General features: G+C 66.3%; 16 protein-coding genes. 6 read left to right on the forward strand and 10 right to left on the reverse strand.

Annotated elements, in window-relative coordinates; all coding sequences use genetic code 11:
- Window positions 1-846 carry a GNAT family N-acetyltransferase gene (locus tag ACXPWS_RS21355; protein WP_458708563.1) on the reverse strand — a complete coding sequence of 282 codons (846 nt, stop codon included), beginning with the start codon at window positions 844-846 and terminating at the stop codon, window positions 1-3.
- Between the two features lie 136 nt (window positions 847-982).
- Between ACXPWS_RS21355 and ACXPWS_RS21360 the strand changes: the two genes are divergently transcribed.
- Complete coding sequence (locus ACXPWS_RS21360; protein WP_458708564.1) at window positions 983-2,191, forward strand: MFS transporter; 1,209 nt, start codon at window positions 983-985, stop codon at window positions 2,189-2,191.
- A gap of 98 nt (window positions 2,192-2,289) precedes the next feature.
- Here the strand turns inward: ACXPWS_RS21360 and ACXPWS_RS21365 are convergent, their stop codons facing one another.
- A complete protein-coding gene (locus ACXPWS_RS21365; RefSeq protein ID WP_458708565.1) occupies window positions 2,290-2,697 on the reverse strand; it encodes a hypothetical protein in 408 nt (135 codons plus the stop codon).
- A gap of 396 nt (window positions 2,698-3,093) precedes the next feature.
- On the opposite strand from ACXPWS_RS21365, the gene ACXPWS_RS21370 reads away from it, so the two are divergent.
- The gene (locus tag ACXPWS_RS21370; RefSeq protein WP_458708566.1) at window positions 3,094-4,089 is read left to right on the forward strand and encodes a GGDEF domain-containing protein; all 996 of its coding nucleotides are present in this window, start codon (window positions 3,094-3,096) and stop codon (window positions 4,087-4,089) included.
- Between the two features lie 12 nt (window positions 4,090-4,101).
- Here the strand turns inward: ACXPWS_RS21370 and ACXPWS_RS21375 are convergent, their stop codons facing one another.
- Window positions 4,102-4,989 carry a phytanoyl-CoA dioxygenase family protein gene (locus ACXPWS_RS21375; protein WP_458708567.1) on the reverse strand — a complete coding sequence of 296 codons (888 nt, stop codon included), beginning with the start codon at window positions 4,987-4,989 and terminating at the stop codon, window positions 4,102-4,104.
- 153 nt (window positions 4,990-5,142) lie between these two features.
- Entirely contained in the window at window positions 5,143-5,856 is a 714-nt protein-coding gene (locus ACXPWS_RS21380; protein ID WP_458708568.1) for a LysR family substrate-binding domain-containing protein, read from the reverse strand.
- A 28-nt stretch (window positions 5,857-5,884) separates the two neighbouring features.
- Here ACXPWS_RS21380 and ACXPWS_RS21385 point away from each other — a divergent pair, with 28 nt between their 5' ends.
- Window positions 5,885-6,271, forward strand: a complete 387-nt coding sequence (locus tag ACXPWS_RS21385; RefSeq protein WP_458708569.1) for a DUF5997 family protein — start codon at window positions 5,885-5,887, stop codon at window positions 6,269-6,271.
- Window positions 6,272-6,278: 7 nt separating this feature from the next.
- Window positions 6,279-6,785: a hypothetical protein gene (locus ACXPWS_RS21390; protein WP_458708570.1), complete on the forward strand. Its 507-nt coding sequence runs from the start codon at window positions 6,279-6,281 to the stop codon at window positions 6,783-6,785.
- Here ACXPWS_RS21390 and ACXPWS_RS21395 read toward each other — a convergent pair.
- The 6 genes from ACXPWS_RS21395 to ACXPWS_RS21420 all read right to left on the reverse strand — a co-directional run bounded on the left by ACXPWS_RS21395 (window position 6,763) and on the right by ACXPWS_RS21420 (window position 11,484).
- Window positions 6,763-6,927: a hypothetical protein gene (locus ACXPWS_RS21395; protein WP_458708571.1), complete on the reverse strand. Its 165-nt coding sequence runs from the start codon at window positions 6,925-6,927 to the stop codon at window positions 6,763-6,765. The genes ACXPWS_RS21390 and ACXPWS_RS21395 overlap by 23 nt on opposite strands.
- Window positions 6,928-6,949: 22 nt before the next feature.
- Complete coding sequence (locus ACXPWS_RS21400; protein ID WP_458708572.1) at window positions 6,950-7,528, reverse strand: nucleotidyltransferase domain-containing protein; 579 nt, start codon at window positions 7,526-7,528, stop codon at window positions 6,950-6,952.
- A gap of 125 nt (window positions 7,529-7,653) precedes the next feature.
- Window positions 7,654-9,822 carry a class 1b ribonucleoside-diphosphate reductase subunit alpha gene (gene nrdE, locus ACXPWS_RS21405; protein ID WP_458708573.1) on the reverse strand — a complete coding sequence of 723 codons (2,169 nt, stop codon included), beginning with the start codon at window positions 9,820-9,822 and terminating at the stop codon, window positions 7,654-7,656.
- Entirely contained in the window at window positions 9,789-10,235 is a 447-nt protein-coding gene (gene nrdI, locus ACXPWS_RS21410) for a class Ib ribonucleoside-diphosphate reductase assembly flavoprotein NrdI (RefSeq protein WP_458708574.1), read from the reverse strand. The genes nrdE and nrdI overlap by 34 nt, the downstream gene beginning before the upstream one ends.
- A gap of 32 nt (window positions 10,236-10,267) precedes the next feature.
- A complete protein-coding gene (gene nrdH / locus ACXPWS_RS21415; RefSeq protein ID WP_458708575.1) occupies window positions 10,268-10,507 on the reverse strand; it encodes a glutaredoxin-like protein NrdH in 240 nt (79 codons plus the stop codon).
- 434 nt (window positions 10,508-10,941) lie between these two features.
- Window positions 10,942-11,484: an NADPH-dependent FMN reductase gene (locus tag ACXPWS_RS21420; RefSeq protein WP_458708576.1), complete on the reverse strand. Its 543-nt coding sequence runs from the start codon at window positions 11,482-11,484 to the stop codon at window positions 10,942-10,944.
- A gap of 91 nt (window positions 11,485-11,575) precedes the next feature.
- Here ACXPWS_RS21420 and ACXPWS_RS21425 point away from each other — a divergent pair, with 91 nt between their 5' ends.
- Window positions 11,576-12,184, forward strand: a complete 609-nt coding sequence (locus ACXPWS_RS21425; RefSeq protein ID WP_458708577.1) for a TetR/AcrR family transcriptional regulator — start codon at window positions 11,576-11,578, stop codon at window positions 12,182-12,184.
- Window positions 12,181-13,221: a DNA polymerase IV gene (locus ACXPWS_RS21430; protein ID WP_458708578.1), complete on the forward strand. Its 1,041-nt coding sequence runs from the start codon at window positions 12,181-12,183 to the stop codon at window positions 13,219-13,221. Before ACXPWS_RS21425 ends, ACXPWS_RS21430 begins: the two co-directional genes overlap by 4 nt.

The following is a 13,221-nucleotide window of genomic DNA, read 5'->3' on the forward strand; positions in this document are numbered from 1 at the left end:
TCAGCTCGCGCACCCCGGCTGGAACGAGTACTGGACGTGTTCGTCGACAGCGACGAACCCGATCCGCCGGTACACCCGGTTGGCCACCGCATTGGCCGCGTCGGCGAACAGCACGACCTCGCGGGCGCCACGTTGACGGGCGTGCCGGGCCGCGGCCGCCGTCACCGCGCCGGCGTAGCCGCGGCCGCGATGTTCGGGCGGGGTGTACACCGGTCCGATCCGCGCCATGCCCGCCAGCGGGGCGTGCACGCGGGCCATGCTGACCGGCGCCGTTCCGGATGTCCACAACACGACGTCCCCGTCGGCGACGGCGATCTCGTCCAGATAGGCACGCCTGGCGCTGCGGTCCGACGTCACGCCGAACGCCTCCACGAAGAAGGCGTCCAGCCAGTCGACGAGTAGCTCCACGTCGCGCCCGGCCGCCGGCCGGCTCGATCCGGCCACCCCGGCCGGCGCGGCGAGTTCACCGAGCCGGTACAGCGGCTCCACGTCGGTCAGTTCGGCGGCGACCCCGGTCAACTCGCTCCACGCGGTGGCGAATGCCGTTGTGCTACTCCGTGTTCCGCGGGCCCCGGGCAGGTTCAGGTGGTCCCGCGTCAATGCCTGCGCAACGCCGGTGGCGTGCGCCGGCGCCAGGCCGGTGGTCAACAGCGCGGCATCTCTGACCTGCACCGCCGCCCCGACGGTGGCCGCACCGCTGGCCACCGACACCATGATGGGGCTGGCGTCGGTTTCGGGTGCGCGCAGCGTGGTCAACTCGACCGTGAAGGTCACCGGGTCCGGCAGGTAGACCGCCCCGACGGCCGGGGCGAACTCGTCCCGGGATCGGTGCAGGCTGACTCTCATGGCTACCAGGGTGGCGCGTACCGGCCCGCACGCGCCACCGAATTTCGGTGCGCGGTGACCGCGGCACCGTGAAACCTCCACGTAAGGGTCGCTTTTCCGCCAGCACCGGCGGGTGCGGTTTCTTAACGTCGTCGCCATGCAACACCAACCGATCACACCCACCACGCCGGACATTCTCACGATGCCCGTCGTGTGGCTGATGGCCCTGGCCGCCGCGCTGGGCACCGCCAGCATCTATCCACTGCAGCCCGCGATAGCAGACGTCGCCGGCACGCTGCACGTCTCCTACGCGACGGTGGGGGTGGCGTTGGCCGCGGGCCCGGTCGGGTATCTGGTCGGACTGGCCGCCCTGGTGCCGCTGGTCGACCGGTTTCATCCGCGCAGCGTCGTGGCGCTGCAATTCGTGCTGATCGGACTCGCGCTGGTCGGGTGTGCGGGCGCCGGCACGGTGTGGACCCTCGGTCTGGCGATCGGCATCATCGGCGCCGGCTCATCGGTGGGTGCCCAATTGAGTTCGATCGCGGGGCGTTTCGCCTCCCCACGCCGGCGGGCCACCGCGTTGGGGATTGTCACCTCAGGTATCGCCGGGGGAATTCTGGCCGGCCGGCTCCTCGGCGGATGGCTGACGGTGACCCTCGGCTGGCGGGTGATGCTGCTGGTGCTGGCCGCCGCGTGCGCGGCCGTCGCGTTCGTGGCGTACCTGGCGTTGCCCCGGGCCGGTCGTACGGCCACCGCCGGCTATGTCAGCGAGATCCTCGGATCGGCCCGGCTGCTCGTACAGGTGCGGACCCTGAGGCTGGCCGCGGTCCGCGGCGCCCTGTGGTTCTTTGCCTTCTGCATGGTGTGGTCCGGCCTGGCGGTGGCCCTGGCGCAGCCACCGTTGTCGTTCTCGGCCGAGCAGATCGGATTGTTCGCCGTCGCCGGCCTGTCAGGTATCGCGGCCACCCGCATCGCCGGGACGTGGACGGACCGGGCGGGGGCGCGGCGGGTGATCCTCGTCGGCCTGGCCGCCGCGGTGATCGCGTCGGCGGCACTGACGTTCTCGCTGCACCACACCGTGGTCGTCCTCGGCTGCCTGGCGCTGTTCGACGCCGGACTGTTCGCCGCGCAGGTCGCCAACCAAAGCACCGTGCTGGCCATCGATCCCGATGCGCCGGCCCGGTTCAACAGTGCCTACATGGTGGTCTACTTTCTCGGCGGGACCGCAGGGACGGCGCTGGGCGCGGTCACGGTGGCGCACCTCGGCTGGCCGGCGACCGCCCTGATCGCCACCGCGGCAGTGCTGGCGGCGATCGTGTTGACCACAACGGTCCAACGGCCTGTCCGACCAGCTGACCGACCTTGAGCAGGCGTGCGCAATAGGGCGTTGGGCACAGTCGGCACATATTCGTGCGATTCCGGTTGTCGTTCATGCCATTTCGGCGAGGACGCCGGCCGGCTAGGTCACCGAGCCTGCAGCGGGCCGGCGAAGGACTTCTTCAGCGCCGACGGCGCAACCAGGGGCAGCAATGCGGCTAGCAGTTTGCGCTTGAGCCCCACCGGATTTCGGATGAGCTCGATCGCGACCGATGTGCCGCCGTCCGTGGGCGATAGCTGGAAAACCCAGCCGCCGCCCGGTCCGAAGATCTTCGAATCGTGTGTCGCGATGGTTACCCGCCCAGTCGCGGCGTTCCAGTCGTAGCGGGCGCGCTCCCATGCCGAGGCGGTTCCCTCGGTCACCTCCGCCCAGGTGTCCCCCACCGCATGAACCTGGTAGTGGTCGTCGTCGATGCTGGGCCAGCGCGCGGGCCGCGTCGGCCCGAAATCGGTGAGCACCGCCATGAGTTCGTCCGGCTGCAGCGTGGAGGTCATGTGGAGTCGGACGGCGGGCATTCTCAGGTCCTCTCAAGGGGATCCAGTGTGGTATCCCCTTCATCAGACCGCGATCAAGTCATCAAGTCCAACGATCACATTTGATCCGGATCATCTAAATGTCAGATTGCTGCTCGCGCACTCCCGCATGGCCGGCTCTTGGCCAGCCCTTATTGACGCTCACGGCATTTTATGCCTCGATCGTTGCTACCCTGAGCACTCTTGCCGAAAGGTGTGGGGCGGCAAACACGCCGAAACGGGAGCGGGGTCGTGGTAGGGGTTCTTCGCAGCTTCCGGGTGTTCGCGCGCGACGTCGGCACCTGGTGGCACGAACCTGTGGACTATCCCGGGCAGGTGCAGTATTTCGCCCGCCGGTCACTGTCCAGTGCGATCCGGGTGCTGATCGGGCTCGGCATAGGCCTGATGGCGCTCATATCGCTCGCCGTGCTGATGCCGGGTGCGGCACGCACTTCGCTCGCATCTCAATTCGCAGTGGGGCTGTTCGCCGCACTGACAACAGGATGGGCAGTCGCGTGGTGCGCCCGCGAGTGGCCCTCACGACGGCTGTCCCGGGCATTCATCGTCTCCGCAGACTTCGGCATCACCATGGTGGCCTTGGTGGGCTCGACATGGCCCACCGGGCTGTTCGCGCTCAACTGCTACGCACTCATCTCCGTATATCTGATGTTCTTCGACGGCGCGAAGGCGCTTGTCCTGCACGCCGCCCTGATCCTCGCCACCACAACCGCCTTCATCGCCCAGCTCCCCGTCGGCGACCACCTCACCAGAGCGAGCATGGCAGCCACCATCCTCGGGACGGTACTACCCACGATCCTCACCCCGATGGGCATCCAATTCGGCATCTGGACATTGCGAAACGATGCCAACGAATCGGTCACCGACCCGCTCACCGGGCTTCTCAACCGGCGCGGCCTGCAACTGCACTCCGCAGGTCTACTGAGTGCAAACCGCATCACGGCAACGGCCGCACTCACCGTGATCGTCGTCGATCTGGACCGCTTCAAGGACATCAACGACAAGTACGGCCACGCCACCGGCGACGAAGTGTTGATCCAATGCGCCCGCCGCATCAAGGAAGTGGTCGACAAGTCGGCGCTGGTGGCCCGGGTCGGCGGTGAAGAGTTCGTCGTCGTACACCTTGCCGACCCATACCAGGGCGATCAGGTCCCGGAGCGGATCAGACAGGCCATCGCGGCGCCCGGCGAGCGCCCGCCCGTCACGGCGAGCCTGGGTGTCACCAGCGTTACGCACCGGCACCTTGCGGCGCAGGGCGCCGATCCCGTTCGGCTGTTGGATGAAATCATCGCGCAGGCCGATGCAGCAATGTTCGATGCGAAACATGTTGGGGGCGACGCCATCCGGCAACTCTGACGGACCGCGACATCACTCGCTGTGGGTCAGTTGGTCGGTGAAGGCGCTGCCGGCCGCGCCGTTGAGTTTGGCCGCGTCGAAGCCGTAGGCCACCGCGTCACCTCGAATCGCGCGCAGCGGGTCCTCGAAGTCGCGGAAGTAGCCCATCGCCCACGCGCCTTCCTGGTAGCCGATCAGCTTCAGCAGATCGTCATCGAGCGTGCGCGCGACTTCGGTTGGCACCGAGAGGAATTGGTTCTCCTCCTGGCGGACCCAGCCGACGCAGTAGTTGATGTTGATGGCACGCCGAACCCGGTCGCTGCGGTTGGCGGCACCGCTGTGCGCGATCTTGCCGGAGTACAGCAGCACCGAGCCGCGGGACATCTCGGCCTGCAGACATTCGTCGTCGGCGTAGTCGGTCGGCTTCTTGTCGCTGGTCTGGCTGCCCGGCACCACCCGGGTGGCGCCCATCTCGGCGGTGTAGTCGGTCATCGCCCACAGCGTGTTGCACTGGACGTGATAGTCCGCAGGGAACGGATAGAAATCGAATGCGTTCTGATCGCGGTGCAACGCCTGATCAGATTCACCCGGCTCGATCGAAATGACTTGGGTCAGCATCAACTGAAAGGCGCTGGCATGGCCCAGGAAGTCCTTGCACACACCGAGGATCGTCGGGTGCTGGATGAGCCCGCGGCAGGCCGGCGAACGGGCGATGAGCGCACCGGTGCGCCGGGTTTTGCGGCCGATCATCGCGTTGTAGCCCATCGGCGTGGCGTCGAGGTAGGGCGCCAGTTCGTCGGTGATGGTGTCCATCAAGGAGTTCGGAACCAGGTCGTCGACGATGACGTAGCCGTCGCGGCGCAGGTGGTCGGCGAGGTCCGCCGCCGACGTGGTGGCCGGAACGTGGGTCAGCGCGGTCATACTGCGAGTATCTCGAAGTACGTGTGTTGACCAGGTAAAACAGCGTCACGCACCCGTTACGGATACCGAAATTGCACGACCGCACACACGACCGTGGGGCCTGTGCACGCGAGTCTGCCCGTGCACGTACGTATCCCCCACGCTCGCCGCGGGTCAGCGGCGGCCGCGCTTGGCCGCTCCCGGCTTGCGGGCGACCTTGCCCGCCGCCGCGCGGGCTGCCTGCTTGGCCAGTGTCTTCTCCCGAGCGGTGCGTTTGGGCGGCTGCGGGGCCTGGCCGCGCGACGAGCCGGGCTTGCGGCCCCGCACGATCCCGACGAACTCCTCGACCAATTCGGACTGCGGCCCTTCCGGGACGGCGAGCGCCACCGGACAGTTGGGCGCGTCGGTGATCGGCCGGAACGTGAGGTCCTTACGGTGATAGAGCCGCGCCAGTGACTGCGGAACGACGAGCGCGCCCATTCCGGCGGCCACGAGTTCGATTGCATCCACGGTGGTTTCGGGCCGGTGCTGCACCGGGGCGCCGGGAGCATCCACCCAGTCGACGACATGATCGAGCGGTCGAAGGGTCGGCTCGCCGTCGAGATCTGCGGCGGTGATCGCGTCGGCGGCGCTGAGCAGATGGTCGGCCGGCACCACCGCCACGGTGGTCTCTTCGTACAACGGGATGACGGCCAGCCCTGCTGTGTCGGCCGGTAGCCGAAGCAATGCCGCGTCGATGCGGCCGGCCCGCACGGCGGCCGCCGCGTCGGCCGCGGTGACGGATTTCAACTCCAGCGAAACCCCGGGGTGGCGCTGCGCCCAGGTCCGGGCCCACTTCGCGGGTGTCACGCCGGGGACGTAGCCGACGGTGAGCGAGGGCTGGGGCACCGCATCAGGCTACCGATAAGCTCAACCCATGAGCAGGCCGAACGCGCAGTCCATGAAACCCGCCACGGCGGCGAAGAAGCTGGACGTGTACTTGCCCGCCACGCCCGCGGAATTCCAGGAAAACCCGATCACCCGCGGCGAACTCGCGGCCCTGCTGGAGGACCCGCCGCAATGGCTCAAGGATCTCCGCAAGAACGGGCCACACCCGAAGAATCTGGTGGCAGCCAAGCTCGGCGTCTCGATCGCCGGTCTGACCCGCGGCGGTGTCACCGAGGCGCTGACCACCGGGGAGATCAATGCACTGCTCGAGGAGCAGCCGGACTGGTTGGTCGCCGAACGCGAGAGTTTCCAGGCCGTGTTGAGCGAGGAGCGCCGGGTGAAGGCGCTGCACGCGGATAAGCCGCGCAAGAACTGAGCGGACCGTGGCCCCGCTGTCGACCTGGCTGCGTGCGAATCGGATCGCCGCTTCCGCCGTCGTGTTCGCCGGCTACACCGCGGTGATGATGCGGTTGGAAGGCCGCATGCGAGCCGCCGGCGGACCGGGAATCATCCCATTCGAACTCGCGGGCACAGCCGCCGAAGCCGAGGCCATCATGGACCGCTGGGGTCCGGACGGCCGGCGCGCGGCCCGCCAATCCATGTGGCTGGACTTCGGGTACATGACCAGCTACGGAATCCTGCTCGGGCTGCTCATCGACCGGAACCGTCGCCGCCGTGGTCACGCGGCGTGGGTGCCTGTCCTTGCCGCCGGCGCGGTCGCGGCCGACGCGGTGGAGGGCGTCGCGCTGATGCGCGTGCTCGACCGTCGGGACATCGCGGCCAATGCACGTCGCGCGCAGGTCGCGGCCTCGCTCAAGTTCGCCGTCATCGCGGTGGCGCTCGGGTACAGCTTCTACCCGGCGCGCCCTACCGGTCGAACAGATCGCTGACGCGATCGAAGAAGCGATCGATACGCCGCTCGAGTCGAGAGCCTTTGCCCCACTTGTCCCATAGGTAGGTCAGGGCGAACATCGCGGCGACGATCCCGAGAACCAGTGCGGTGATGAGGATTGCCTCAACGGTTGTCGACACCGGAACATCCTCGCGCACAGCGTCAGAGCACGTCGATCCAGGGATGCCCGGGGTGTATCCGCGCCAGCCAGGTGTGCAGTCGGGATCGCCGCACGGCCCCTAGTTCCGGTAGCACGCGCGTGAAGTCGGCCTCGTCCTTCGCGCGGCGGTGCTTTGCCTTGAACAACAGTGCCACCTCGGGAATCACGTAAGGGATGCCGTCGTCGGTTCGCAGGATCAGCTCGGCATACGGCACGGTGATCGTCGGATCCCGGCGGCAGACCCAGCGCCCGTCGACATGGGGTTCGCGGAAGACGTCCAGGCGGTAGATTCCGGTCGCCGGCTCACGCAGCCAGGTCTGAAAGTGTTGCGCGACCTGCTCGGGATAGGGCCAGACCCGCCCATCCCCTACGACGTCCCACTTGTAGCCGGGTAGTGCCTCGGCGATCTCGTCGAACGACGCTGCCGGCACGGCGATCTCGACGTCGTCATGTTCGCGGGTGATCTCACCGACGAAGAGGTCCACTGCCCACCCGGCGGCGACACACCACGGTGCGCTGACATCCGAGAGCCGCCGTGCGACGTCGGCCGGACTCCACGCGTCCCAGCGATCTTCGATCACATCTGGGGAGAGAACCATTCCGCCGTCATCACTCATGTCGCTGCCCCCGCCGAAACTGAAAGTGCGGTTCCCTCCGCGGCGCGTCGCGCGCTACGGAGGGAACCGCACCATCAAGCGTCAAATCCTCACAACATGCAGCTGACGCAACCTTCTACCTCGGTGCCCTCCAAGGCCATCTGGCGCAGCCGGATGTAGTACAGCGTCTTGATGCCCTTGCGCCAAGCGTAGATCTGCGCCTTGTTGACCTCGCGGGTGTTCGCGGTGTCCTTGAAGAACAGCGTCAGACTCAACCCTTGGTCGACGTGCTGGGTCGCCGCGGCATAGGTGTCGATGATCTTCTCGTAGCCGATCTCATACGCGTCCTGGTAGTAGTCCAGGTTGTCGTTGGTCAGATACGGCGCCGGGTAGTAGACGCGACCGATCTTGCCTTCTTTACGGATCTCGATCTTGCTCGCCACCGGGTGAATCGACGAGGTCGAGTGGTTGATGTAACTGATCGACCCCGTCGGCGGGACGGCCTGCAGGTTCTGGTTGTAGATGCCGTGCGTCTGCACCGACTCCTTCAACTGCTTCCAGTCGTCCTGTGTCGGGATGCGGATCCCGGCGTCGGCGAAGAGTTCGCGCACCCGCTCGGTGGCCGGTTCCCACACCTGGTCGGTGTATTTGTCGAAGAACTCACCCGAGGCGTACTTCGACTGCTCGAACCCACCGAAACGCGTACCCCGTTCCATCGCAATGCGATTCGAGGCCCGCAGTGCGTGGAAGAGCACCGTGTAGAAGTACATGTTGGTGAAGTCCACGCCCTCTTCGGACCCGTAGAGGATGCGCTCACGGGCCAGGTAGCCGTGCAGGTTCATCTGCCCCAGGCCGATGGCGTGCGAGCTGTTGTTGCCCTGTTCGATGGACGGCACCGACCAGATGTGGGTCTGATCGCTCACCGCGGTCAGCGCCCGGATGGACACCTCGATGGTCTGCGCGAAGTCCGGCGAATCCATCGCCTTGGCGATGTTCAGCGAGCCCAGGTTGCACGAAATGTCCTTACCCACCTTGGCATAGGACAGATCCTCGTTGAACAGCGACGGGGTGGAGACCTGCAGGATCTCCGAGCACAGGTTGGAGTGGGTGATCTTGCCGGCGATCGGATTGGCCCGGTTCACCGTGTCCTCGTACATGATGTACGGGTAGCCGGATTCGAACTGCAACTCGGCCAGCGTCTGGAAGAACTCCCGCGCCTTGATCTTCGTCTTGCGGATCCGGGCGTCGTCGACCATCTCGTAGTACTTCTCGGTGACCGAGATGTCGGCGAACGGCACACCGTAGACGCGCTCGACGTCATACGGCGAGAACAGGTACATGTCCTCGTTCTTCTTGGCCAGCTCGAAGGTGATGTCCGGGATCACGACGCCCAGCGAGAGCGTCTTGATCCGGATCTTCTCGTCGGCGTTCTCCCGTTTGGTGTCCAGGAACCGGTAGATGTCCGGGTGGTGGGCGTGCAGGTAGACCGCACCCGCGCCCTGACGGGCACCGAGCTGGTTGGCGTAGGAGAACGAGTCCTCCAGCAACTTCATGATCGGGATGACACCCGAGGACTGGTTCTCGATGTTCTTGATCGGCGCCCCGTGCTCACGGATGTTGGTGAGCAGCAACGCGACTCCGCCACCACGTTTGGACAGCTGCAGTGCGGAGTTGATGGACCGCCCGATGGACTCCATGTTGTCCTCGATGCGCAGCAGGAAGCAGGACACCGGCTCCCCGCGCTGCTTCTTGCCCGAGTTCAGGAAGGTCGGGGTGGCCGGCTGGAAGCGACCGTCGATGATTTCGTCGACGAGCTTCTCGGCCAGGTCGGTGTCGCCGGCGGCCAGCGTCAGCGCCACCATCACCACCCGATCTTCGAAGCGCTCCAGGTAGCGCTTTCCGTCGAAGGTCTTGAGCGTGTAGGAGGTGTAGTACTTGAACGCGCCGAGGAACGTCGGGAAGCGGAACTTCTTGGCGTACGCGCGGTCCAGCAGGGTTTTGACGAAATTGCGCGAGTACTGGTCGAGCACCTCGCGCTCGTAGTAGTTCTCCTTGACCAGGTAGTCGAGCTTCTCGTCCTGGTTGTGGAAGAACACCGTGTTCTGGTTGACGTGCTGCAGGAAGTACTCACGGGCCGCCAGCACGTCTTTGTCGAACTGGATGTTGCCGTCTTTGTCGTACAGATTCAGCATCGCGTTGAGCGCGTGGTAATCCGTCTCCCCCGGGAGCGCATGAGCGCCGGTGGTTACTGGCTCTGCAGCTGTGACGGTTGGTGGCACGTCTTGTCCTTCCAGAAGTCTGCGAGACCCGCGCGGACGGCGTCGACGTCGTCCGCGGTTCCCATCAGTTCGAAGCGGTACAGGTAGGGCACGGAGCACTTGCGGGAGACCACGTCACCCGCGTAGCCGAATTCGGCGCCGAAGTTGGTGTTGCCGGCGGCGATGACACCGCGCAGCAGCGACCGGTTGTGTTCGTTGTTGAGAAAGGCGATGACCTGCTTGGGGACGTATCCCCCGGCGTCCGGATCGGGGCCGTTGGCGTGCCCGCCGCCGTAGGTCGGCAGGACCAGCACATAGGGTTCGTCGACCTGGATCCGCTCTTTGAGCGGGATCCGGGTGGCCGGGATACCCAGCTTCTCGACGAAGCGGTGAGTGTTCTCGGAGACGCTGGAGAAGTAGACCAGGTTGGTCATCCGTGATCTCCTTCCCGACGAATCTGCGGTGACTAGGCGCTGACCGCCGCCGCGCTGAGCGCCTTGATGCGGTCGGGACGGAAACCCGACCAGTGCTCGTTGCCGGCTACGACGACCGGAGCCTGCAGGTAGCCGAGCGCCATCACATAGTCCCGGGCCTCGGAGTCGACGCTGATGTCGATCACGTCATACGCGATGCCCGCCTTGTCCAGTGCCTTGTAGGTGGCGTTGCACTGCACGCACGCGGGCTTGGTGTACACGGTGACGGACATCTGCATGGCTCCTCTACGGATGGACTGGCAACTCATCTGGTATAGCAATCCTGCGGACCCGGTGATTCCGGTTCGCAGGGCCTCGACCCCGGCGGATTCGACACAATCGACCGCCGGTTCCGGGGCCCCGGCCGACCCGTACTGCTTGGGGTCCGTCGGTTCGCCAAACACTACACCTAGTGTCCGACAAACCGAACAGATACAAGATGTTCTGAACAACATTCATGGAATTCCCTGGTCGTAAGCCCTCGGCAGGCGACACGCCCGGCGTGTCGTGCGTCACATTGCGGGGTGTGTCGGGTCATCCCATGGGTCTACCACCGGGCACCGACAAGTACGGCGCCGCACGACCTGGCAGCAAAAAGGCCGCCGACATCGCGCAATCGATCACACGATGCCGGCGGCCCGCCACGCACGCGCGGCCGCGAACTGCGTCAGCCGACTTCGGCGGCCAGCTTGCCCACCACGTCGCGGACGTCGGCCACCACATCGGCGGTCTCGCGCGGATGCTTGCCGTCGAAGGTTTTGGACGGGATCGACAGCTTCAGGTCCTCGACCACCCTGGGGCCGGCGATGCCGAAGGATTTGCGGGTCTCGTCATGCGCCCACACGCCGCCGAACTGACCGAGGGCGCTTCCGATCACCGCCAACGGCTTGTCTTTGAGGGCACCGTTGCCCCACGGGCGTGACAGCCAGTCGATGGCGTTCTTGAGCACGCCGGGGATGCTGCCGTTGTATTCGGGCGTGACCACCAGCGTGGCATCCGCATCGGCGGCGGCCGCACGCAACGCCACCACCGACGCCGGGACCTCGTCGTTGTCGATGTCCTCGTTGTAGAACGGCAGCTCCCCGAGTCCCTCGTAGAGGCGCAGTTCCACCCCGTCCGGCGCCGATTCGACGGCCAGCTCGGCCAGTTGGCGGTTCACCGACGCGGCTCGCAAGCTGCCCAGCAGCACCAGAACCTTGGTATCCGACATTTTCACTCCCCACTCTGTACGGTCGTTTCCATCGTCACACAGCCTAACCGGACTATAGTCCGAATAATTCCGTCTGAGTTAAAGTGCAGGTATGGGCGTCATTGACCCGCTGACCACGCTGCCGCTGACCAGCGCCGTCCCGCAGGAACGCGGCGATGCCGCGCGCAATCGCGGCCTTCTGCTGGACGCGGCGCGCCGTCTCATCGCAGAACGCGGCGCGGAGGGCATGTCGATGGACGACGTCGCGGCGGCCGCCGGGGTGGGCAAGGGCACCTTGTTCCGCCGCTTCGGCAGCCGGGCCGGCCTGATGATCGTCCTGCTCGACGAGGACGAGAAAGCCGAACAGCAGGCCTTCATGTTCGGCCCGCCCCCACTGGGTCCCGGCGCCCCGGCACTGGACCGTCTGCTGGCCTACGGCCGGGAACGGCTGCGGTTCGTCCGCACTCATCACGCCCTACTGTCCGACGCCAACCGCGACCCGCAGATGCGCTTCAACTCCCCCGCCACGCTGCATCACACGCATGTCCGCATGCTTCTCGAATCCGCAGGCACCACAGGCGATCTCGATTTGCAGGCGGACGCACTGCTGGCCCTGCTGGATGCGGACTACGTCGAGCACCAGATCCACGACCGCGGCCAGGACCCCGAGCACCTCGCCGACGCATGGGAGTCCGTGGCGCGCAAGCTCTGCGGCACGTGAGCGCTGCGCCGCCCTGGATTCTGCACGTCGACCTGGACCAGTTCCTGGCCTCGGTGGAATTGCGGCGCCATCCCGAACTCGCCGGCCTGCCGGTGATCGTCGGCGGCTCGGGCGACCCGGCCGAGCCGCGCAAAGTGGTCACCTGCGCCTCCTACGAGGCCCGCGAATTCGGCGTGCATGCCGGCATGCCGCTGCGCACGGCGGCCCGCCGATGCCCCGACGCCACCTTCCTGCCGTCGGACCCGGCTGCCTACGACGAGGCGTCCGAAGAGGTGATGGGCTTACTACGCGACCTCGGCCACCCGCTGGAGGTGTGGGGCTGGGACGAAGCGTATATCGCTGCCGCCGTCGATGATCCGTTCGAATTGGCCGAGCGGATCCGTACCGTGGTCGCCGCCGAAACCGGCCTGTCCTGTTCGGTCGGGATCAGCGACAACAAGCAGCGCGCCAAGGTGGCCACCGGTTTCGGTAAACCGGCTGGGGTATTCCAGCTCACCGACGCCAACTGGATGGCGGTGATGGGCGACCGACCGGTCGATGCGCTATGGGGTGTCGGGCCCAAGACGTCGAAAAAGCTTGCCACCCTTGGCATCACCACCGTCGCCGACCTGGCGGCCACCGACGCCACCACCCTCACCGCCGCGTTCGGTCCGAGCACCGGGCTGTGGATTCTGCTGCTGGCCAAGGGTGGTGGCGACGACAATGTCAGCACCCAGCCGTGGGTGCCCCGCTCGCGCAGCCATGTGGTGACCTTCCCGGCCGATCTCGTCGACCGTGCCGAGATGGACGCCGCAGTCACCGAGTTGGCGCAGCGCACGCTGGCAGAAATCGTCGAGGCCGGCCGCGTCGTCACCCGGGTCGCGGTGACGGTGCGCACCAAGACCTTTTTCACCCGCACCAAGATCCGCAAGCTGGCAGTCCCCGGCACCGACGCGGGGCCCATCGTCACCACGGCGCTGGACCTGCTCGGCGAGTTCGACCTGGACCGTCCCATCCGGCTACTGGGGGTGCGGCTGGAACTGGAGATGCCGCAGTGA

It is taken from the genome of Mycobacterium sp. BMJ-28 (assembly GCF_054404835.1).

Excerpts from the sequence above, each read along its gene's own strand:
- ACXPWS_RS21355 (WP_458708563.1), bottom strand. The coding sequence starts at position 846 with ATGAGAGTCAGCCTGCACCGATCCCGGGACGAGTTCGCCCCGGCCGTC.
- ACXPWS_RS21360 (WP_458708564.1), top strand. The coding sequence starts at position 983 with ATGCAACACCAACCGATCACACCCACCACGCCGGACATTCTCACGATG.
- ACXPWS_RS21365 (WP_458708565.1), bottom strand. The coding sequence starts at position 2,697 with ATGACCTCCACGCTGCAGCCGGACGAACTCATGGCGGTGCTCACCGAT.
- ACXPWS_RS21375 (WP_458708567.1), bottom strand. The coding sequence starts at position 4,989 with ATGACCGCGCTGACCCACGTTCCGGCCACCACGTCGGCGGCGGACCTC.
- ACXPWS_RS21385 (WP_458708569.1), top strand. The coding sequence starts at position 5,885 with ATGAGCAGGCCGAACGCGCAGTCCATGAAACCCGCCACGGCGGCGAAG.
- nrdI (WP_458708574.1), bottom strand. The coding sequence starts at position 10,235 with ATGACCAACCTGGTCTACTTCTCCAGCGTCTCCGAGAACACTCACCGC.
- nrdH (WP_458708575.1), bottom strand. The coding sequence starts at position 10,507 with ATGTCCGTCACCGTGTACACCAAGCCCGCGTGCGTGCAGTGCAACGCC.
- ACXPWS_RS21420 (WP_458708576.1), bottom strand. The coding sequence starts at position 11,484 with ATGTCGGATACCAAGGTTCTGGTGCTGCTGGGCAGCTTGCGAGCCGCG.
- ACXPWS_RS21425 (WP_458708577.1), top strand. The coding sequence starts at position 11,576 with ATGGGCGTCATTGACCCGCTGACCACGCTGCCGCTGACCAGCGCCGTC.